Consider the following 19,601-nt stretch of genomic DNA (forward strand, 5'->3'; position numbering starts at 1 on the left):
CTGGGCGCCTCTGGGTGCCGTCTGAACCGGGGTGTACCGACCGCGTAACGACCGTTCCCCGGCGCGCCGTCCCTTATCCTCGCCCATGCCCGCAGCCGCCGCGGGCAATTTCGCAATCCGCGGACCGCTCGGCTATGCTGGACCTCGCTGCTTTCGCAGGGCCGGGTATCTGCCGGACTGTGAGAGTGCTGCGCGCGAGTGGCGGAACGGCAGACGCGCTGGCTTCAGGTGCCAGTGTCCGAAAGGGCGTGCGGGTTCAAATCCCGCCTCGCGCACCACAGGAAGGGCCCCGGTCAATGACCGGGGCCCTTTTCGGTGCCGGATCAGCCCCCGGCCTCCTCGTTCTCGCGCAGGGTGAGCGGCCGGACGAGCACCCGCAGCGGCGTGATGACCCAGCGCTGGTGGGTCTGCCGGAACTCGGCGTGGGTCGAGAACTCATACAGCGCGGACCGCGCCCGCACCCAGCGCGGCCGCTCGCCGTGGAACGGGTCCTCGCGCAGGAGCCTGAGCGTGGCCGGGTCCGCTGCCAGGAGCTTGACGAGGAACGCATAGAACCAGTCCTCGTGCACGGTGCGCAGCGGCAGGAACCACATGAGCCAGTCGAGCCGCAGGTGGTAGGGCGCCCACTGCCGCGGGATGCGCTCCGGTTCGCCGGGCTTCCCGCGGAACCTGTACTCGCGCCAGTCGGCGTCCTCGGCCGGCACGGTGTCCAGCGTGCCCTCCACCACGATCTCCACCCGGTTCTTCGTCACGGACCCGAACGCGCCGTACGTGTTCACGAGCTGCCACCGGTTGAAGGCGGCGTTCATGAGCTGCCGGCTCGAGACGAGGTTCTTCGCGGGCCACCACGAGAGCACGAGCAGCAGCAGCGAGGCCGCGAGGACGACGCCGACCCACACCCAGGTGACCCAGTCGCCCGGGGCGGGCCACGCCGTCGTGCGCCCGGCGCCCGGGGGCCGGCGTTCCACGCGGCGGAGGAGAGCCGCTCGGGGACGAACGGGAGCAACCAGTGGACCGCCGCGTCGCCCACGGCGGCGAACGCGAGGACGATCGCGGACCAGTTGAGCCACGCGAAGTTGCCCGAGAGCACGAGCCAGAGCTGCGTCACGACCACCACAGCCGCGGCGGCCGACCCGACCGGCTGCGGGAAGAACAGGAGGAACGGCACCACGAGCTGCGCAACATGGTTCCCCACCACCTCGGAGCGGTGCATCCACTTGGGCAGGAGGTGGAACTGGCGGCTCAGCGGCCCGGGCATCGGCTGGGTCTCGTGGTGGTAGTACAGCGCCGTGAGGTCCCGCCACTCGGCGCCCCCGCGGATCTTGATCATGCCCGCCCCGAACTCCAGCCGGAACACCAGCCAGACCACCAGGATGAGGATGGGGCGTGGGGGCGGGACCTGGTCCGAGCCGAGGAACGCGACCGTGAAGCCCGCCTCGAGCAGGAGCATCTCCCAGCCGAACGCGTAGAACGTCTGCCCGACGTTCACGATCGACATGTACAGCCCCCACAGCACCAGGAACGCCGCGAGGGGCACCCACCACGGGCCGGCCTGCGGCACGCCCAGCACGAGCAGCCCCGAGACCGCGAGCCCCACGGCCGCCGCCCAGCGGAACAGCCGGTCCGAGTAGCGGTACCGGAACAGGCTCGGGCGGCGCACCCGGTGGAAGCCCTCGAGGTACCGGGGGACCGGCGCAAGGCCCCGCTCGCCCACGAGGGCGGGGAACTGGTTAAGGCTCGAGAGGAACGCGACGAAGAACAGGGCCGCGACGCCGCGCTGCAGCACCCAGCGGGCCACCTCCGCATCGGTGGCCGCGAACCACGCCATGAACCCGGATGCCGCGTCCACGCCTCCACGCTACGCCCGCCCCGCCGCGCACAGGGAGGGGCGGTAGGCTCTACCCGCCGTGACTTCCGACCCTCGCCTCCCCGTTCCGGGCCCCGCGCACGACGGCGCGCCCGCGCCGCACGCCGGGCACGCGCCGTCGCGCCTGCCCGCGCCCGCGCGGCTCGCCCACCCGTTCTCCCCGGGGGTGCTCGCCCTCGTGTTCGGCGGCGGGCTGCTCGGCGCCCTGTCCCGGTGGGCCCTCGGCGCGGCGATCCCCGCACCGGGCGGCTGGCCGCTCGGGACGCTCGCCATCAACCTCGTCGGGGCGCTGGCCCTCGGGGCGCTGCTCGAGTCGCTCGCGCGGCGCGGCCCGGACGTGGGCGCCCGGCGCCTCGTCCGCCTGACCGCGGGCACGGGCTTCATCGGGGCGTTCACCACCTATTCGACCCTCGCCGTGGACGCCTCGCGCCTCGTCGTGGCCGGCCGGGCGTACGACGGCGCGTGGTACCTCGCGCTGAGCCTGCTCGGCGGCGCCGCGGCCACCCTGCTCGGGGTCGCCGGGGCGGCGTGGCTCCACCGCGAGGACCGGCGCGGTCTGGCCGCCGAGGCGCACGTCGCGGCGCATCCCCACGGCGGGCGCCCGCACCCCGACCGTGAAACCGCCCCTCCTTCCGGTCAGGACCACCGCCTCCAGCGGGGGGCAAAGACCGAAACTGGGGGCGAAACCGGCAGCGGCGGCGCGGGCGCTCAGGACATCCCGGAGGAGCCCCGATGAGCCCGCTCGAGGCCCTGCTGCTCGGGGTGGCGGGCGGCCTGGGGGCAGTGGCCCGCTACGTGCTCGACACCGCCGTGAGCCGCCGCGTCAGGGGCCCGCTGCCGTTCGCGACCATCGGCATCAACGTCACGGGGTCCCTGGCGCTCGGCCTGGTCACGGGCGCCGTGCTCGCCGGTGCCGACCCCGCCGTGCAGGCGGTCCTCGGCACCGGATTCCTCGGCGGCTACACCACCTTCTCCACGGCGAGCTACCAGAGCGTCAGCCTCGCCCTCAGCGGCCGGTGGGCGGCCGCCGTCGTCAACGGGGTGGGCACCATGGCGCTGTGCGTGGCCGCGGCGCTGGGCGGGCTCGCGGTGGCCGCCGCGCTCGCCGGCTGAGGCCGGCAGGGCAGGCCTGGGGGCTGGCGGCCGTGAGGACAGAGGGGGCCGCGTCCGCCGGGTCTCCCCGGCGGACGCGGCCCTCCAAGCGCGAGCTAGTCGATCTTGCCGGTGACCACCAGGCTGGCGCGGCCGAGGGTGTGGAAGAAGATGTTGAAGCCCAGGAACGCCGGGGACGAGTCGGCATTGACGCCGATGTCCTCGACGTCGAGCGCGTGCACGGTGATGAAGTACCGGTGGGTCCCGTGTCCCGAGGGCGGGGCGGCGCCGACGAACTGGGCCGTGCCGCCGTCGTTCTTCAGCTGGATGGCGCCGTCCGGCATGTCCTCGCCGGTGGCGGTCCCCGCGCCCTCGGCCAGCTCGGTCACCGACGCGGGGATGTTCGCCACGGCCCAGTGCCAGAAGCCCGACTGGGTCGGCGCGTCCGGGTCGTAGACCGTGACCGCGTAGCTCTTGGTGCCCTCGGGCGCGCCGGACCAGGACAGCTGGGGCGAGACGTCCTCGCCGCCCGGGACGCCGAACGCGCCGGAGTACTGCGCCGCCGGCCAGGGCTGGCCGTCGGCGACAGTGGTGCTCGTGACGGTGAAGCTCGCCGCCTCCGGGATGCGGTCAAAGGGATCGTTGCCGCTCATGTGCAGCTCCTCTCTCGCGGGGAGCGGGGCGTTGCGCCCACGCGCTTCCGATCCTAGGGTGCCAAATGTTGGGTTGAGCAGGGTGCGCGGCGTCCGGACTGTGCCCAACTCAGCATTTCCGCCCGCCTCGGGGCGCCCGCAGGACCCGCAGGACGACGACGGCGGCCCCCACCATGAGCGCCGCGCCGAGGGCGGCCGTGTACGCGACGCCGGAGTCGAAGGCCCGGTGGGCCGAGTCCAGGAGGGCCCCGGCGGCATCGGCGGGCAGGAGCCCGGCGGCCTCGACGGCGCCCCCGAGCGTCTCGCGCGCCCTGGCCGCTGCCGCGGCCGGGAGCCCGGCCGGCACCTGCACCCCGGCCCGGTACGCCGCGCCCAGGATGCTCCCGAGCACCGCCGTGCCGAGGACCGCCCCGAGCTCGTAGGCCGTCTCGGAGATGGCCGACGCCGCCCCGGCCTTGGCCGGCGGCACCGAGGCCAGGATGAGGTCGTTGGAGAGCGTCTCCGCCAGGCCCACGCCCGCGCCGGTCACCGCGAAGCCCGCCAGGAGCCCCGCGAGCGAGCCGTCCCGCCCGGCCCCGAGCACCACCGCGTATCCGAGGCCGTTCATCAGCAGCCCGGCCACCATGACCGACCTGACCGAGAACCGGGCCGCGAGCCGCACCGCCGCGAGGCCGGCCACCACGGAGAGGACCATGCCCGGCAGCATGAGCAGCCCGGCCTCGAACGGCTCCTTCCCGGCCACGAGCTGGAGATGCTGGGAGAGGAAGAACATGAACCCGACGAGCGAGAAGATGCTCAGCAGGTTGGCCGCCAGCCCCGCGCTGAACGCCGGACGGGCAAAGAGGCGGACATCGAGCATGGGGCCCCGGCCGCCCGCGGCACGGCGGAGCTGGCGGCGCACGAAGGCTGCACCCAGCCCGAGCCCGAGGAGGATCGCGGCGGCGGGGGCGGGGCCGGCGTCGTGCGCGAGCGCCTTGATGCCTCCCACGAGGGCGACGGCGGCGCCCACCACGAGCGCGATGCCCACCGGGTCGACGGGCGACGGCGCCGGGTCGCGGGATTCGGGCACGAGGACCGGGGCGAGGGCCAGGGCCGGGACGAGGAGGGGCACGGCCAGGAGGAAGACGGAGCCCCAGGCGAAGTGCTCGAGGAGCGCCCCGCCTACGAGGGGGCCGAGCGCGGCGCCGCCGGAGAAGACCGAGGCCCAGATGGCGACGGCCAGGCGGCGCTCGCGGTCGTCGGCGAAGATGTTCCGGATCAGGGACAGGGTGGCCGGCATGATCATCGAGCCGAACACGCCGATGAGCGCCCGCGCCGCGATGAGCTGGGCCGGGGTGGCGGCGAACGCCGCGGCAGCGGAGACGCCGGCGAAGCCCGTGGCGCCGATGAGGAGGATGCGGCGCCGGCCGATGCGATCGCCGACCGACCCCATGGGCACGAGCAGGCCCGCGAGGACGAGGGAGTAGACGTCCACGATCCACAGCATCTCGGTCCCGGTGGGCGCGAGCGCGAGCGAGATCGCGGGGACCGCGAAGCTCAGCACCGTGTTGTCCACGGCGATGAGCAGCACAGGGAACATGAGCGCGGCGAGGGCGAGCCAGCGGCGCGCGGCGGTCTGGGGGGCGAGGCGGGGTGATGCCTGGGCGGTGGCCTGGTTCATCGGGGCTCCTGGGTGGGGTTGCTATAACTATACCGTCTGGACGGTACTGTCGCAACGCCGCGTACAGTGTCGGTATGCCCAGACCCCCCAAGGCCCGCGCGGCGATCCTCGACGCCTACCGGGACCTCCTCGTCTCCGATGGCGAGCGGGCGGCGACCATGGACGCCGTCGCCGCGGCGGCCGGCGTCTCCAAGGGCGGCCTGCTGTACCACTTCAGGAGCAAGGACGCCCTGGCCGAGGGGCTGCTCGGGCGGCTGGCCGAGGCCGCCGCCGAGGACCGGGAGCGCATGGCGTCCGCCGCCGAGGGCCCCTCGCGGTACTTCGTGCGGACGTCGGTGAGCACGGGGTCCGACCTGGACCTCCTGTTCGTCGCCACCGTGCGGCTCGCGCAGGCCGGGCACGCGGGGGCCCTCGCCGCGCTCGAGGAGCTCGACGCCGCCTGGCTCGAGATCATCCGGCGCGAAGTCCCGGACCCCGATGCCTCCGCCGCGATCATGCTCGTGGGGGAGGGGCTGTACCACTACTCCACCCTCGCCGGCGGCTGGCCCGAGGCTGCGTTCGGGACGAGCCTCGAGGGGCTGCTCGCCGTCGTGGACCGGCTGCGCGGGGCGTGACGGCCGCCTCGCGGCGATGGCCGGGGCGGTTCGCCCAGCCGGCCGGGCGAGCTGGCCGCCGTTGGGCCCTGATTTCACGCTATTGACGAGCGTCATGATCCTGATATCGTCGATGTATGTCCCCCACCACACCGGCCGAGGCCGAGGGCGTGAGGAAGATCGAGGACTCCGTCCGCACCGACTTCCACGGCGCCATGACGTACGGGCGCTACCTCGCCCTCGACCAGCTCCTGCACGCCCAGCACCCGCAGAGCCAGCCGGAGCACCACGACGAGCTGCTGTTCATCGTCCAGCACCAGACCAGTGAGCTCTGGCTCAAGCTCGTGCTCCACGAGCTCCTCGAGGCGCGCCGGCTCATGGACGCCGACGACCTCGGCAAGGCGCTCAAGTGCCTGGCCCGTGTCAAGGCCATCCAGCGCACGCTCACCGAGCAGTGGAGCGTCCTCGGGACCCTCACGCCCCGCGAGTACGCGCAGTTCCGGGGCTCGCTCGGCAACTCCTCGGGCTTCCAGTCGTACCAGTACCGGGCCATCGAGTTCGTGCTCGGCAACAAGCACCGCGGCATGCTGAAGGTCTTCACGAGCGAGCCCGAGGCGCATGCCCTGCTCTCCCGGGTCCTCGAGGAGCCCACGGTGTACGACGCCTTCCTGCGGCTGATCGCCCGCAGCGGCTACGACATCCCCGAAGCCGTGCTCAACCGCGACGTCAGCGAGCCCTGGACCCTGCACGAGGACCTCGTGCCCGTCTTCCAGCGCATCTACGAGGAGGACTCCACCCCGTGGGGCCTCTACGAGGCATGCGAGAGCCTCGTGGACCTCGAGGACAACTTCCAGGCCTGGCGCTTCCGCCACCTGCGCACCGTCCAGCGCACCATCGGCTTCAAGCGCGGCACGGGCGGGTCCTCGGGCGTCGACTTCCTCAAGCGCGCCCTCGATCTGACCTTCTTCCCCGAGCTGTACGCCGTCCGCACCGAGATCGGAGCCTGAGCCGTGACCTCCGCAAGCACCTCCACCCCCCGCGCGCACGACGGCGCCGCCTCGCCCGCCGCCGTCGGCCTCCCTCCCGCGCTCCCCAGCCTCGACGCGGCGGCGCTCGACGCCGCCGATCCGCTCGCGCGCTTCCGCGACCGCTTCCTCGGGGCCGGCGGCCCGGACGGGGACGGCGTCATCGCCTACCTCGACGGCAACTCGCTCGGCCGCCCGCTCGCCGACCTCGGCGAGCGGCTGGCAGAGTTCACGGCCGGCCCGTGGGGCAACCGGCTCATCCGGGCCTGGGACGAGCGGTGGATGGACGAGCCGGTCCGGCTGGGCGACCGCCTCGCCGAGGTCGTCCTGGGTGCTGGACCGGGGCAGACGGTCGTCGCGGACTCGACCTCGGTCATGATCTACAAGCTCGTCCGCGCCGCCCTCGACGCGCAGGGGCGCTCCGACGCGCGCCGGGACGAGATCGTCATCGACCGGGGGAACTTTCCCACCGACCGCTTCCTCGTGGAGGGCATCGCGGCCGAGCGCGGCGCCACGATCCGGTGGATCGAGCCCGACCCCACCACCGGGGTGACCCCCGCGGACGTCGAGGCCGCGCTCTCGCCGCGCACCGCCGTCGTGCTCCTGAGCCACGTCGCCTACCGCTCCGGGTTCATCGCGGACGCGGCGGCGATCACCGACGCCGTGCACCGCGCGGGCGCGCTCGTGGTGTGGGACCTGTGCCACTCGGCCGGGTCGGTTCCCCTCGAGCTGGACGCGTGGGGCGTGGACCTGGCGGTGGGCTGCACGTACAAATACCTCAACGGGGGCCCCGGCTCGCCCGCCTTCGGCTACGTGCGCGCCGGCCTCCAGGACCGGCTCCTCCAGCCGATCTGGGGCTGGATGGGCGCCGCGGACCCGTTCGGCATGACCGAGTCCTACACGCCCGCCTCCGGAATCCGCCGCTTCATCACCGGCACCCCGCCGATCCTCGCCATGCAGCCGCTGGCGGCCATGGTCGAGGTCATCGCCGAGGCCGGCATGGACGCCATCCGCGCCAAGTCCGTGCTGCTCACCGAGTTCGCGGCGGCCCTGGCCGGACGGCTCCTGGCACCCTACGGCGTCGAGCTCGCGAGCCCGAGCGACCCCGCGGTGCGCGGCTCGCACATCACCCTCAACCACCCGCGCTTCCGCGAGGTCACGGCCGCGCTGTGGGAGCGGGGCGTCATCCCGGACTTCCGGCCCCCGCACGGACTGCGCATCGGTCTCTCGCCGCTGAGCACCTCCTTCGCCGAGCTCCAGGCGGGGATCGAGGCGATCCGGGACGTCCTGGCCGAGCTCGCATGAGCGCCGCCGGGCACGCCGGTGCCCCCGTCCGCCTCGAGGAGCCCGCCCACCTCGAGGCCCCTGCCCCGCTCGAGGAGCCGCGGGTCGCGGACGACATGGTCTCGCGGCCCGGCAGCGCGGTCTCGCTCTTGCGCACGGTCGTGGGCCTGTACCTGCGCGAGGCGGGCGGCTGGATGCCGGCAGAGGCGTTCCTCGCCCTGCTCGGCACCCTCGGCGTGCCGGTCCCGCAGGCGCGGACCGCGCTGAGCCGGGTCAAGGGACGCGGCCTGCTGACGGCGGAGGCGCGCGACGGCGTGGCCGGCTTCGCGCTCGCCCCCGGGGCCGCGGCGATGCTCGCCCGCGGCGACCGGCGCATCCACGAGCCGCGCAGCATGGCGGCCGACGGCGAGTGGTGCCTCATCGTCTTCTCCATCCCGGAGACGATGCGCGACGCCCGGCACCAGCTGCGCAAGCAGCTGATGTGGATCGGCTGCGGAACCGTCGAGGCGGGGGTGTGGATCTGCCCGGAGTTCCTGCGCGGCGAGGTCGAGGACGTCGTCGCCGGGCTCGGGCTCGCAGGCCACGTGGTGCTCTTCACGGCGCGCGGCCTGCCCGCGGGGGCCGCCGCGGCCGGGCAGGTGGGGCAGTGGTGGGACCTGGCCGGGATCGCGCGGCTGCATCAGGCGTTCATCGACGGCCAGACGGGGGCCCCCTCGCAGAGCGGGGGGCCCGCGGAGAGCTTCGCCGCGTACGTCAGGTGCATCGACGCCTGGCGCGTCATCCCCTATCTCGACCCGGGCCTGCCGCCCGAGCTGCTTCCCGCCGACTGGCCCGGCCCCGAGTGCATCGCCCTCTTCTGCCGCATCCGCGAGGCGCATGCGGAGGCCGCTGCCGAGTTCGTCCGGCAGGCCCTCGCCACCGCCGGGGGCTGAGCCGCCCGCTCGCGTCCTGGCGCGCTGGCGTCCCTCAGGCGCTGCGGCCCGCGGCGTAGGAGCGCGCCGCCCTCGCCTGCTCGCGCGTGAGCTCCTCGATGCGGCCGCAGGCCAGGCAGAAGAGGGTGAACGGCCGGTGCCGCAGGGCGGCGCCGAAGGCCCGCGCGCTCCCGCCCACTGGTGCGATGGCGTGGTCCGCGAGCGTGTCGCAGGCCGGGCAGTGCAGGGCCGCGATGGTCAGGGTCTCCCGCTGCGGGGCTCCCGATGGGTTGTGACGCATGTGTCCCCCTGCCCGTCCGCCGCGCCGGGCCGAGGCGGAGTCGTCTGGCTGGTGCAAGGCATCGAAATTGACAGGATTTTACTCTTCTGTCACATGCCGGGCAAGAGGTCCTTGGGCACCCGCGGCGAGCGGTTACCGGTTCCGCCCCCGGGCGGCCACCTGCCAGCGGTCCACGATCTCCCCACCGCTGACCACGGTGACCTCGTCGACGAGGTTCACGGCCACGCAGACGTGGTTCGGGACCACGCGCAGGCGCTCGCCGAGCGCGGGGAGGGCGGCGCCGTCCGGGAAGACCACGGTGGCGTGGTGCTCCGAGAGGCCGGTGATCCGTGCCTCGGGGACGTCGGCGAGCCGGCCGAACCCGGTGGCCCAACCCGGCCGGTCCCCGCCCAGGACCTTGCTGCCGGCATCGAGCACCACGCGCCGCGGCACGTCGGAGGAGCCCTCATGGCGGCTCACCACGGTCGCGGCGACGGTGAGGGCCACGTCCTCGGGCGCGCAGCGGCCCAGCTCGAGCTGTTGGGCATCGCCGAACACGTAGACACCGGGGCGGACCTCGTTGGTAGGCCCGGCCTCGGTGAGGAGGGCGCTCGGGGTGGACCCGCCGCTGACCCGGGTGACGTCGAACCCCGCCTCGGCGAGCAGCCGCGCCGATTCGGCGAGGGCCCGCCGCTCCGCCTCGGCCGCCTCGGCCGGCATGCCCGGGGCGTAGGAGTGGCCGGGGAAGGTGAAGACGCCGGCCACGCGCAGTCCGGCGTCCGCCGCCGCGCGCGCCACCCCGACCGCCTGCTCGGGCGTCACCCCGCTGCGGTGGTGGCCGCTGTCGATCTCGACGAGGACCTCGACCTCGGCCCCGGCCAGATGGGCGCCCATCGCGCGGGCGGCCTCGGCCGAGTCGGTGCCCACCGCGACCCTCGCCCGATGCGCGAGCCGGCGGAGCCGTTCCCCGCTCCGCTCGGTGACCCAGAGGGGGTAAGCGATGAACAGGTCCGCGGCGCCGTGCTCGGCGAACACCTCGGCCTCGCCGATCGTGGCGACGGTGAGGCCCACGGCGCCGGCGGCCAGCTGCAGCGCGGCGATCTCGGGGATCTTGTGCGTCTTCGCGTGCGGTCGGAGGGCGAGGCCCTTGGCCGCCACGCCCGCGGCCATGCGCTCGATGTTCCGCCGCAGCGCGTCGGCGTCCACCATGATCTCGGGGGTGTCGATCTGCGGGGGGACAGCGCTCACGGTTGCTCCTGGGCTCGGGGTCGGGCGGAACCCAGCTTAGGCCGGGCGGGCAGGCGCGGCGCAGGCGCGGCGTCGGGCGCGCTGCCTGAGGCCTAGGCCGGCCTGCAGGAGCGTGCCTAGGCTGTGCGGATGAGGATCAAGATGTGCTCCATCCACGTGACCGACCCCGCCTCGGCCTTCGATTTCTACACCTCGGTCCTCGGCTTCGACTCCCTGCTCGCGATGCCCGAGGCGAACCTGTTCATCGTCACCACCCCGGACTCCGGCGGCGTGGGCCTGCTGCTCGAGCCGAGCGACAACCCCGTCGCCGAGGCGTACCGCCGGGGCGTGTACGACGCCGGGCTGCCGGCCATCGTCCTGGGCTCGCCGGACGTGGTGGGGGACTACGAGCGCCTCCGCGACGCCGGGCTCGAGTTCCGGGGCGAGCCCGTTGAGGATCCCTCGGGCATGTCCGCCGTGTTCGACGACCGGCACGGCAACTGGATCCAGCTCCATCAGGACTGAAGCCTCCGGCCGCAGGGCCCGCCCGCACATCCGCGTCACAGCTTGGCGCGGGCAGCCTCACAGCGCGGCGCGCGAGGCTGGAGGGCATGGAATCCTCGAACAGCCGCCGCCCTCGGCGCGCCCGCCTCCGGTCCGCGATCCTCGCCGCCCTGGGCGTCGCCGTGTTCGGCCTGGCGGCGCTGCCGGCCCAGGAGGCACAGGCCGCCGGCATCGTGGCCGGCGTCCGGCACGTCTCCGCGGTGGAGGGTGCGGCAGCGGCCGCGCAGCCGCCCGTGGCGTCGCGCCGGGACGGGCAGCAGGCCTAGGGCGCCGGGGTGTCCAGCCGCGCGGCTCGGGCCGGGGGCGCCTCAGCCGTGGCGGCCGCCCCGCATCGACCGCTCCGCCGCGGCGCCGTGCGCCCCGGACGCCGCACGCGCCGCCTTCTCCTCTGCCGCGGCCTTGACGCGCCGCGCCTCCTCGCGCACCGCGGCCATGTTGGCCCGTTCCTCCTGGAGCCACTGCGGCCGGTTGTTGAGCAGCTCGGTGATCTGCTCCGTGGTGAGCGGCTCCGTGATGCCTCCGCGGGCGAGGCCCGAGATCGTCACGTTGAGCTTCTGCGCCACGACCGGACGAGGGTGCGGCCCGTGCTCGCGCAGCTCGGTGAGCCACGCGGGCGGGTTCTCGCGCAGCTGGTCGAAGTCCTCGCGGGAGACCGTGCCCTCCTGGAACTCCGCGGGGGCGGCGGGCAGGAAGATCCCGAGCTTCTTGGCGGCGGTGGCCGGCTTCATGGACTGGGACGCGCTGCCCTGGGGGTTCGAGCTCATGGATCAAGGCTACCGTTGACGCATGCAGTCCGAGAGTGCCCAGGCCCTGAAGGTTGCCTTCGTCGCGGGGGTCGCGCCGGGCAAGTGGTTCCACCGGTGGGAGGAGCGCTTCCCGGACGTGCCGCTGGCCTCCCTGATGGTCGACGACGCCGACCAGCTCTCCGTGCTCCGCGACGGACGGGCGGACGTGGCCTTCGTCCGGCTCCCGGTGGACAGGGAGCGCGAACAGCTGCACGTCATCCCTCTCTACGAGGAGCTCCCTGTGGTGGTGGCCCCGAAGGGCCACGAGATCCAGGCCTTCGAGGAGATTCCCCTCGCCGAGGTCGAGGACGAGCTCTTCGAGTACGACGGCGGGCCCTCCGAACGCCTGGACCTCGTCGAGGGCGGTGCGGGGCTCGCGATCATGCCCATGTCGGTGGTGCGGCACTTCAACCGCAAGGATCTGCGCTATCGGCCGGTGACGGGCATGGACCCGTACGGGGTCGGGGTGGCGTGGCGGCGGGAGGACGAGTCCGAGCACGTCCAGGAGTTCATCGGCGTGGTCCGGGGGCGCAGTGCGAACAGCTCGCGGCAGGCTTCCGTGCAGCGGGACCAGGCCGAGGCCGCCAAGAAGCGCCGCGAGGACCGGGCCGCGTCGCAGTCCAAGGACGCCAAGGCCCGCAACGAGGCGAGCCGGGCGGCCAAGGCCACGCGCACGGGCGGCGGGCGCGGGCGTGCCTCAGGCAGGCGGGGGCCCTCGGCCGGTGGGCGTCCGGGCGCGGGGAAGCGCCGGGGCCCCTGATCGGGCGACGGCCCTCCCGGCGCGACGTGTCCGCGGTTAGCCTGAGCAGGATGGAACGCTCTGCGGCGGCGAACGGCCACGGCCCGGCCTGCGCGGCGGGCACCGCGGGTGCCCGCCGCCGGTTCCTCCGCGTCGGCGGCAGGCGGTAGGGCGCCATGGAGCAGACCGACCGCGCCAACCCCTTCGAGGGCATGCCCTCCTTCAGGCTCGGGTCCGGGCCGCCGCTCGTGGTGATCCCGGGGCTGACCCCTCGGCACGAGGTCCCGCGCGGGCCCGCCTTCCTCGCCGAGTCCCAGCCGCTGGGCCCCCTCGCGCGGCAGCGCGAGGTCTGGTGGGTGAACCGGCGCTCGGGGCTGCCCCCGGAGACCACCATGGCGGACATCGCAGCGGACTACGCCGAGCGGCTGCCGCGGTTCGGGGCGCCCGTGGACGTCCTCGGGATCTCCACCGGGGCGGCCGTGGCCCTCCAGCTGGCGCACGATCGTCCCGAACTCGTCCGCAGGCTCGTCCTCGTGGCGGGCGGCTGCCGGCTCGGGCCGGTGGGAAAGGCGGGCCAGCGGGCGCTCCTGCGCCGGCTCGAGGCCGGAGACCTCCGCGGTGCGGGGATCGAGATGGTCCGGCTCGGCGGGCTGCGTCCGGCAGCGCGCAGCCTCGAGAGCTGGGCCGGGTGGGTCATGGGCCCGCTCATGTACCGCGGCTCCACGACGGACGTCATGGCGGTGCTCCGCGCCGAGGACCGCTTCGACCTCACCGCGCGCCTCGCCGGCATCGAGGTGCCGACCCTCGTGGTGGGCGGCGACGAGGATGCTCCCTACGGCGCCACGGTGTTCCGCGAGACAGCCCGCGGGCTGCCGCGGGGGCGCCTGATCATCTACTACGGCCGCGGCCACGTCGGCATCCCGCTCGCCCCCAGCTTCGCCAGTGACGTCCTCGCGTTCCTCGACGTGCCCTGACGCGCCGCAACTGCGGGACCGGGCCGGCTGCGGGAATCAGCCGAGGCGGGTGAGGAGCGCGTCGAGGATGGGGATCTGGCCCTTGACGAGCTTCACCCGGGCCACGGGCTCGCTGACCCACTCGGCGCGGTCCACTTCGGGGTACTCCTGGACGCGTCCCGAGCCCTTGGGCCACTCGAGGGCGAACGTGTTGCTCACGACGTCGGCCGGCTCGAACTCCGCCTCCGCCGCGAACGCCGTGATCACCTTGCCGGAGGGCTGCCGGAACTCGCCGAGATGCACGTAGTCGGCCTCGGGCGGCGGGCTGCCGATCTCCTCGGCGAACTCACGCTGGGCCGCGGCGAGGGGATCCTCGTCCCCCTCGCACAGCCCCTTGGGCACGGACCAGCCGTGCTCGTCCTTGCGGGCCCAGAACGGGCCGCCCATGTGGGCGATCCAGACCTCCAGCCCGTCCGGGGACCCGGCCGGGCGGCGGTACAGCAGGATGCCCGCGCTCCTCATCGGCATGGAACCTCCATGGCCCCAGCCTACGAGACGCCGCCCTACGAGACGCCGCCGGGGGCCGAGGAAGTCCTCGGCCCCCGGCGGCGGGCGGCTCTGCTGGCGTCAGGGCTCAGTGGCCGTGGTGCGATCCGCTGTGGTCGCCGGACTCCTGCTGGCCGTCCTGGGACGCGTGCTGCTGGGCCGCGCCAGGCACGTACTGGTGCACCCACTGCGACACCCAGCGCGGAGCCGGGGTCGAGGGCCGGGAGTGGGCGGCGATGTAGGCCTGCTTGCCGACCTCCGAGGCCTGCTCGGCAGGGCCGCTCCCGTCCGAGGCGGCGCTCTGCGTCGGATCGGCCGTCTCGGTGGGCTCTGCGGTCTCGCTCGGCTCCGGCGACTCGGACTCGGTCGGCTGGGCGGACTCGGTGGGCTCTGCGGTCTCGCTCGGCTCCGGCGACTCGGACTCGGTCGGCTGGGCCGTTTCGGTGGGCTCTGCGGTCTCGCTCGGCTCGGGCGAGTCCGTCTCGGTCGGCTGGGCCGTCGACGTGGCGGTGGGCTGGTCTGCCGCGGGCTGGACGCCCGGGGCGGCGATGGCGGCGGCCGCGGCTCCGCCGAGGCTGATCGCCCCGGCGGCTACCGCAGCGACCACCAGCTTGTGCGAGGCAAGTGCGCTGAATCTGGACATGAGATCTCTCCTGTTTCGGGGGACGTCTTCCCCGGGGGCATCTGAGATGGCAAGTCTATGATTCGTGACAGGAGCTGTACATGTCACTACTGCACGCGACTATTTCAGAAAAGTTCATGTCGAGAGCATGGCTGCGGGCTCCCTGAGAGGCGCACCCAGCACCCACCCTGGCCCCTCCAACGCCGCGCCTCGAGCTGCCAGGGCGAGGACCGCAGTTGGCGCTCACAGGTGCAGTCGGATGACGAAGAGGAAGTAGCACCAGACGGGCAGCGTCACCACCGACACGACGGCCATCCCGGTCCGTTCCAGGGAGTGCTCCCGCAGGAGCGCGGAAAGCAGCCTGAACGTGAAGACTCCGATCATTCCTCCGACGCAGTTCAGGATCACGTCGTCGACGTCCGATGCTCCGACCGCAAAAACACCCTGGATGACCTCCACAGCGGCGCTGACCAAGGCGACCGTGAGCATCGTCGTCCATGCGGCCGCCCGCTGTCGGAGCCACGATACGTAGAACCCGAGCGGGATAAAGATCAGGATGTTCCCGGCGATGTTGGCGAACGCCACTCTTCCGGTTCCGGAAGAGTGGCTGGACACAAATTCCGCGATACTCGCGAACGGAATCAGATTGAGCGATCTCTCCGAACCCGGTGCGCGAGAAAAGAGAAGCAGCCTCAAGAGGAAGGCCGTGTAGAGAGCGAAGACGGCGAAGATGATCCCGGTCTCCGCTTTCGCCCGTTTCGTGGCGGATCGCCACCTCGGGTCATCCACCCCAGCTGAGGCGGGTTGGGGTCGCACGTCCATGCGGCGGGACGTTACCCAGGGAACCTGTTGTGCTCCTGTGAGATGTGGGTTCGACAACCGCCGAAGCGCCACGAGGTCACGAAGGCCTCCGGGGCGCGCAGGCCCCCCCTGCGCGCCCCGTCCAGCATGCGGTCCCGCCCGGGTGTGGCGTCGCTCCCGGAGCGTGCGGTCCCGCCTGATGCACCGTCGTCGAGTCAGAGCTTGACAGTCATTGCCGTCGGGTTCGGGTTCCCGAAGCGGTGCGCCGTGACGGAGACGGCCTGCTCGTGGAGGAAGGGGAGCAGCTCCACGCGGCCGGCGGACACGACAGGGTGCGCGTAGACGGCCACGTCCGGGGTGCCGCCCACGGCGTCGGCGAGCGCCCGCGCGGAGGAGGCCGCGTCGTCGTCCGTGCCGGCGATGAGCCGGACCCGTCCCGACCCCAGGGCCGCCGCGCGCCGCAGCCACGCGGCGGAGTCCTCGACCGTCACGGTCACGCCGTGGCGGCGCAGCACGTCCTGGGCCTGCCCAGGGAGGCCGACGGCGGTGCTCACCGTCACGGTGGATCCCGCCACCAGCCCGGCTGCTGCCACCCGCAGCAGTTCGGCGGTCCCGTGTCCCGAGGTCGCCGCGTCGAACCGGACGGTCACCGGGACGGAGCGGTAGCGGAACACGTTGCGCTCGCAGGCCAGCGCCGAGACGTCCTTCGAGACCCCGAACTCTTCGGCCCAGGCTGCGGCGTCCGAGCCGAGGGCGGCCGCCAGCCACGCGGCGTCGTCGGCGGGGAGAACGGTGCGGGCGGCGGCGAGGAGGTCCGCGGCGGCACGGCAGAGGTTCCGCTCTGCCGCCGGCGCGGCCCCGTCCGGGGCGTCCGTCCACGAGCCGAGGCCCACGAGGTAGTTGGGGCCGCCGGCCTTCGCCCCGGCGCCGACCGCGGACTTCTTCCAGCCGCCGAACGGCTGCCGCTGGACGATGGCGCCCGTGATGCCGCGGTTGACGTAGAGGTTGCCGGCCTCGATGTGCCCTGCCCAGTAGTCGATCTCGGCGGGATCGAGGGAGTGCAGGCCGGAGGTGAGGCCGTAGTCGACCCGGTTGACGAGCTGCACGGCCTCCTCGAGCGTCCTGGCGGTCATGACGCCGAGGACGGGGCCGAAGTACTCGGTCAGGTGGTACTCGCTGCCCGGGCGCACGCCTGCGCGCACCCCGGGGCTCCAGAGCTTGCCCGAGTCGTCCAGCTGGCGCGGCTCGAGCACCCAGTGCTCGCCCGGCCCGAGCTCGGTGAGGCCGCGGCGCAGCTTCTCACCCGGAGACTCGATCACGGGGCCCATCTGGCTGCGCGGGTCCCACGGGTAGCCGACGTGGAGCGACTCGACCGCGTCGACGAGCTGGTTGCGGAACCGCTGGGACCGGGCGACGGAGCCCACGAGGACCACGAGCGAGGCGGCCGAGCACTTCTGCCCCGCGTGCCCGAACGCCGAGTAGGCCACGTCCTTCGCCGCGAGGTCCAGGTCCGCGCTCGGCGTGACGATGATGGCGTTCTTCCCGCTCGTCTCGGCGAGCAGCGGCAGGTCCGGCCGGAAGGAGCGGAACAGCTGCGCGGTCTCGTAGCCGCCCGTCAGGATCACACGGTCGACCTCGGGATGTGCGATGAGCTGCCGGCCGAGTCCACGCTCGGGCAGCTGGACGAGCTCGAGCACCTCGGGCCCCACCCCGGTCTGCGCGCGCGTCGCCTCGAGCGCCTCCCACAGGGCGGCGACCATGACTGCGCCGCAGCGCCGGGCCTGCTGGGCGGGCTTGATGACGACGCCGGAGCCCGCGGCGAGCGCCGCGAGCGTGGACCCGGCCGGGATCGCCACCGGGAAGTTCCACGGCGGCGTCACGACGGTGAGGCGGCTGGGCACGAAGCGGGCGCCGTCCACGGCATCGAGCTCGCGGGCCAGCGTCGCGTAGTAGTGGGCGAAGTCGACCGCCTCGGAGACCTCGGGGTCGCCTTGGTCGAGGGTCTTGCCGGCCTCGGAGGCCATGGCCTCGAGCAGGTCCGCGCGGTGCCGCTCGAGCGAGCGGCCCATCTCGTCCAGCACAGCGGCGCGCTGGGCGCCGGTGAGCGCGCCCCACGCCTCGCCGGCGGCGGCAGCCGCGCGGACGACGCCGTCGAGCTCGCCCTCGGTGCCGATCGTCGCCTGCTCGATCGTGTCCATGCCGATGCGGCTGTCTTCCGATCGGGCGATGATCGCGCGACCCCAGGCGCGGTTCGCGGGGAGGTCCGGGTCGGTGTCCGGGGTGTTGGCGAACCCGGCCCCGGCCTTCCCCCTCGAGGTCAGATGCTGGGAGTGGCCCGAGACGGCCTGGAGGAGGCGCTCCCCGGACGGGGCGGGGACGTCCCGGTTGCGGTCCTGCGTCCGGTTCGGGGCAGGAATGGCCGGCCGGCCGTCGGGGCCCGTGAACGGCGCGGAGCCGAGCGCCTCGAGCGAGGCGAGGAAGCGCTCCTTCTCGCGCTCGAAGAGGGCAGCGCCGCGGGGGTCGTCCGAGCCCAGCTCGAAGACCGCGGACATGAAGTTCTCCTGGCTCGCACCCTCCTCGAGGCGGCGGATGAGATAGGCGATGGCGACGTCGAACTCGTCCGGGTGGACCACGGGGGTGTAGAGCAGCAGGTGGCCCACATCGGCCAGGACCGCCTGCGCCTGGGCGGAGGCCATGCCGAGGAGCATCTCGAACTCGATCAGGCCCGAGCCGGCGCTCACCCCGGTGTCCACCCCGCGGGCCTTCGCGAGCAGCCACGCGAGGGCGACGTCGAACAGGTTGTGCCCGGCCACGCCCACGCGCACGTTGGCCAGGTGCTCGGGCGTGAGCGAGTAGTCGAGGATCGCCTTGTAGGACGTGTCGGTCTCGCGCTTGGAGCCCCAGGTGGCCGCCGGCCAGCCGTGGATCTCGGCGTCCACGTGCTCCATGGGCAGGTTGGCGCCCTTGACCACGCGCACCTTGATCGGCGCGCCGCCGCCGGCGACGCGCCGCGCGGCCCACTCCTGGAGGTGGACCATCGCCCCGAGGGCGTCGGGAAGGTACGCCTGGAGGACGACCCCGGCCTCGAGCCCCCGGAACTCCTCGCGCTCGAGCAGCTGCGTGAAGACGGCGATGGTCAGGTCGAGGTCCTTGTACTCCTCCATGTCGAGGTTGATGAACTTGCGCGTGGGGGCCGAGGCCGCCAGGCGGTACAGCGGCGTGAGCGACTCGACGATGTGCTCCACCGCCTCCTCGAAGGCCCAGTGGTTGTGCGGGGCCACCGTCGCGGAAACCTTGATCGAGACGTAGTCCACGTCGTCGCGGGCGAGCAGGCGCCGGGTCCCCTCGAGCCGCCGGGCCGCCTCGCCCCGGCCGAGGATCGCCTCTCCGAGCAGGTTCATGTTCAGCCGAATCCCGGGCTTGCGGATCTTGGCGATGGCGGGGCCGAGCCGGGCGTCCGAGGCGTCCACGATGAGGTGGCCCACCATCTCGCGCAGCACGCGTCGGGCCACGGGGACCACCATGCCGGGCGCCGCCGGGGCCAGCGCCCCGCCCGCTGCGAGCGCTGCCCGCAGGGGCCACGGAAGGAAGCCGGGCGCCTTGGCCGAGAGGGCCTTGAGGTTGCGGGCCGCGACGCCGAGGTCCTCCGGGCGCACCACACCGTCCACGAAGCCCACGGTGAAGGGCAGGCCGTCGGGGTCCTGGAGCACGCCCGCGAGCTGGGCGGCGGCGGGATCGACCGGAAGCGCGGCGGCGGCGTCGAGCCACGAGCGGACCTGCGCGACGGCGGCGTCCGCGAGGTCCTGCGGGCGGATCGGATGCGGCGCGGCCGGGGCCGCCGAAGCGGGTGCCTGGGCCGGGGATTCGTCAATGCGGCCCGCAGAGCGCCGGGCCTGGATGTGCGTGGTCATGGAGCCAGTATGTGACGCACAATACGAAAGGAGAAGCGATGATTTCCGATCGATACCCGTGAGGAAATCCGATGAATTGGGAGGCATC

Annotated in this window: 19 protein-coding genes, 1 tRNA gene and 1 pseudogene; 11 read left to right on the plus strand and 10 right to left on the minus strand. The window is 73.6% G+C overall.

Going from position 1 to position 19,601, the window contains the following annotated elements; all coding sequences use genetic code 11:
• The first annotated feature begins 192 nt into the window (after nucleotides 1-192).
• Nucleotides 193-278 (plus strand) — tRNA-Leu (locus SA2016_RS01035).
• A gap of 45 nt (nucleotides 279-323) precedes the next feature.
• Here the strand turns inward: SA2016_RS01035 and SA2016_RS22570 are convergent.
• Nucleotides 324-1,828 (minus strand): annotated as a pseudogene (locus SA2016_RS22570) (lipase maturation factor family protein).
• Between the two features lie 79 nt (nucleotides 1,829-1,907).
• Between SA2016_RS22570 and SA2016_RS01045 the strand changes: the two are divergent.
• On the plus strand, nucleotides 1,908-2,603 hold the full coding sequence (locus SA2016_RS01045; protein WP_244932796.1) for a fluoride efflux transporter FluC: 696 nt from the start codon (nucleotides 1,908-1,910) through the stop codon (nucleotides 2,601-2,603).
• Complete coding sequence (locus SA2016_RS01050; protein WP_066494436.1) at nucleotides 2,600-2,980, plus strand: fluoride efflux transporter FluC; 381 nt, start codon at nucleotides 2,600-2,602, stop codon at nucleotides 2,978-2,980. The genes SA2016_RS01045 and SA2016_RS01050 overlap by 4 nt, the downstream gene beginning before the upstream one ends.
• A 95-nt stretch (nucleotides 2,981-3,075) precedes the next feature.
• Here SA2016_RS01050 and SA2016_RS01055 read toward each other — a convergent pair whose 3' ends face one another.
• Nucleotides 3,076-3,612 carry a YbhB/YbcL family Raf kinase inhibitor-like protein gene (locus SA2016_RS01055; protein ID WP_066494439.1) on the minus strand — a complete coding sequence of 179 codons (537 nt, stop codon included), beginning with the start codon at nucleotides 3,610-3,612 and terminating at the stop codon, nucleotides 3,076-3,078.
• Between the two features lie 109 nt (nucleotides 3,613-3,721).
• The gene (locus SA2016_RS01060; protein ID WP_066494441.1) at nucleotides 3,722-5,272 is read right to left on the minus strand and encodes an MFS transporter; all 1,551 of its coding nucleotides are present in this window, start codon (nucleotides 5,270-5,272) and stop codon (nucleotides 3,722-3,724) included.
• A 74-nt stretch (nucleotides 5,273-5,346) separates the two neighbouring features.
• On the opposite strand from SA2016_RS01060, the gene SA2016_RS01065 reads away from it, so the two are divergent.
• The 4 genes from SA2016_RS01065 (at nucleotide 5,347) to SA2016_RS01080 (ending at nucleotide 9,106) form a co-directional block, all read left to right on the plus strand.
• Complete coding sequence (locus SA2016_RS01065; protein ID WP_066494442.1) at nucleotides 5,347-5,886, plus strand: TetR/AcrR family transcriptional regulator; 540 nt, start codon at nucleotides 5,347-5,349, stop codon at nucleotides 5,884-5,886.
• 116 nt (nucleotides 5,887-6,002) lie between these two features.
• The gene (gene kynA / locus SA2016_RS01070; RefSeq protein WP_066494444.1) at nucleotides 6,003-6,872 is read left to right on the plus strand and encodes a tryptophan 2,3-dioxygenase; all 870 of its coding nucleotides are present in this window, start codon (nucleotides 6,003-6,005) and stop codon (nucleotides 6,870-6,872) included.
• Between the two features lie 3 nt (nucleotides 6,873-6,875).
• Nucleotides 6,876-8,195: a kynureninase gene (locus SA2016_RS01075; protein WP_066494450.1), complete on the plus strand. Its 1,320-nt coding sequence runs from the start codon at nucleotides 6,876-6,878 to the stop codon at nucleotides 8,193-8,195.
• Nucleotides 8,192-9,106, plus strand: coding sequence for a PaaX family transcriptional regulator (locus SA2016_RS01080; RefSeq protein ID WP_084249214.1), 915 nt, complete (start codon nucleotides 8,192-8,194; stop codon nucleotides 9,104-9,106). Before SA2016_RS01075 ends, SA2016_RS01080 begins: the two co-directional genes overlap by 4 nt.
• Before the next feature lie 34 nt (nucleotides 9,107-9,140).
• On the opposite strand, the gene SA2016_RS01085 is transcribed toward SA2016_RS01080, so the two are convergent.
• Both SA2016_RS01085 and SA2016_RS01090 read right to left on the minus strand, forming a co-directional pair.
• Nucleotides 9,141-9,386 carry a hypothetical protein gene (locus tag SA2016_RS01085; RefSeq protein ID WP_066494451.1) on the minus strand — a complete coding sequence of 82 codons (246 nt, stop codon included), beginning with the start codon at nucleotides 9,384-9,386 and terminating at the stop codon, nucleotides 9,141-9,143.
• 132 nt (nucleotides 9,387-9,518) lie between these two features.
• Nucleotides 9,519-10,613 (minus strand): alanine racemase, encoded by a 1,095-nt coding sequence (locus tag SA2016_RS01090; protein ID WP_066494453.1) that lies wholly within the window; start codon nucleotides 10,611-10,613, stop codon nucleotides 9,519-9,521.
• 129 nt (nucleotides 10,614-10,742) lie between these two features.
• On the opposite strand from SA2016_RS01090, the gene SA2016_RS01095 reads away from it, so the two are divergent.
• Nucleotides 10,743-11,117, plus strand: coding sequence for a VOC family protein (locus SA2016_RS01095; RefSeq protein WP_066494454.1), 375 nt, complete (start codon nucleotides 10,743-10,745; stop codon nucleotides 11,115-11,117).
• Nucleotides 11,118-11,203: 86 nt separating this feature from the next.
• A complete protein-coding gene (locus SA2016_RS01100; protein ID WP_066494455.1) occupies nucleotides 11,204-11,422 on the plus strand; it encodes a hypothetical protein in 219 nt (72 codons plus the stop codon).
• Between the two features lie 42 nt (nucleotides 11,423-11,464).
• Here SA2016_RS01100 and SA2016_RS01105 read toward each other — a convergent pair whose 3' ends face one another.
• Nucleotides 11,465-11,920 carry a DUF5997 family protein gene (locus SA2016_RS01105; RefSeq protein ID WP_066494456.1) on the minus strand — a complete coding sequence of 152 codons (456 nt, stop codon included), beginning with the start codon at nucleotides 11,918-11,920 and terminating at the stop codon, nucleotides 11,465-11,467.
• A 22-nt stretch (nucleotides 11,921-11,942) separates the two neighbouring features.
• Here SA2016_RS01105 and SA2016_RS01110 point away from each other — a divergent pair, with 22 nt between their 5' ends.
• Nucleotides 11,943-12,701 (plus strand): LysR family substrate-binding domain-containing protein, encoded by a 759-nt coding sequence (locus SA2016_RS01110; protein WP_066494458.1) that lies wholly within the window; start codon nucleotides 11,943-11,945, stop codon nucleotides 12,699-12,701.
• 155 nt (nucleotides 12,702-12,856) lie between these two features.
• The gene (locus tag SA2016_RS01115) at nucleotides 12,857-13,654 is read left to right on the plus strand and encodes an alpha/beta fold hydrolase (RefSeq protein WP_066494460.1); all 798 of its coding nucleotides are present in this window, start codon (nucleotides 12,857-12,859) and stop codon (nucleotides 13,652-13,654) included.
• Nucleotides 13,655-13,690: 36 nt separating this feature from the next.
• Here the strand turns inward: SA2016_RS01115 and SA2016_RS01120 are convergent, their stop codons facing one another.
• The 4 genes from SA2016_RS01120 to SA2016_RS01135 all read right to left on the minus strand — a co-directional run bounded on the left by SA2016_RS01120 (nucleotide 13,691) and on the right by SA2016_RS01135 (nucleotide 19,513).
• Nucleotides 13,691-14,161 (minus strand): NUDIX hydrolase, encoded by a 471-nt coding sequence (locus SA2016_RS01120; protein ID WP_066494462.1) that lies wholly within the window; start codon nucleotides 14,159-14,161, stop codon nucleotides 13,691-13,693.
• Nucleotides 14,162-14,267: 106 nt separating this feature from the next.
• Nucleotides 14,268-14,822: a hypothetical protein gene (locus SA2016_RS01125; protein ID WP_066494464.1), complete on the minus strand. Its 555-nt coding sequence runs from the start codon at nucleotides 14,820-14,822 to the stop codon at nucleotides 14,268-14,270.
• 222 nt (nucleotides 14,823-15,044) lie between these two features.
• Entirely contained in the window at nucleotides 15,045-15,623 is a 579-nt protein-coding gene (locus SA2016_RS01130; RefSeq protein ID WP_084249215.1) for a VanZ family protein, read from the minus strand.
• 194 nt (nucleotides 15,624-15,817) lie between these two features.
• Nucleotides 15,818-19,513: a proline dehydrogenase family protein gene (locus tag SA2016_RS01135; protein WP_084249216.1), complete on the minus strand. Its 3,696-nt coding sequence runs from the start codon at nucleotides 19,511-19,513 to the stop codon at nucleotides 15,818-15,820.
• Between the last annotated feature and the right edge of the window lie 88 nt (nucleotides 19,514-19,601).

It is taken from the genome of Sinomonas atrocyanea (assembly GCF_001577305.1).
GTDB lineage: Bacteria > Actinomycetota > Actinomycetes > Actinomycetales > Micrococcaceae > Sinomonas > Sinomonas atrocyanea.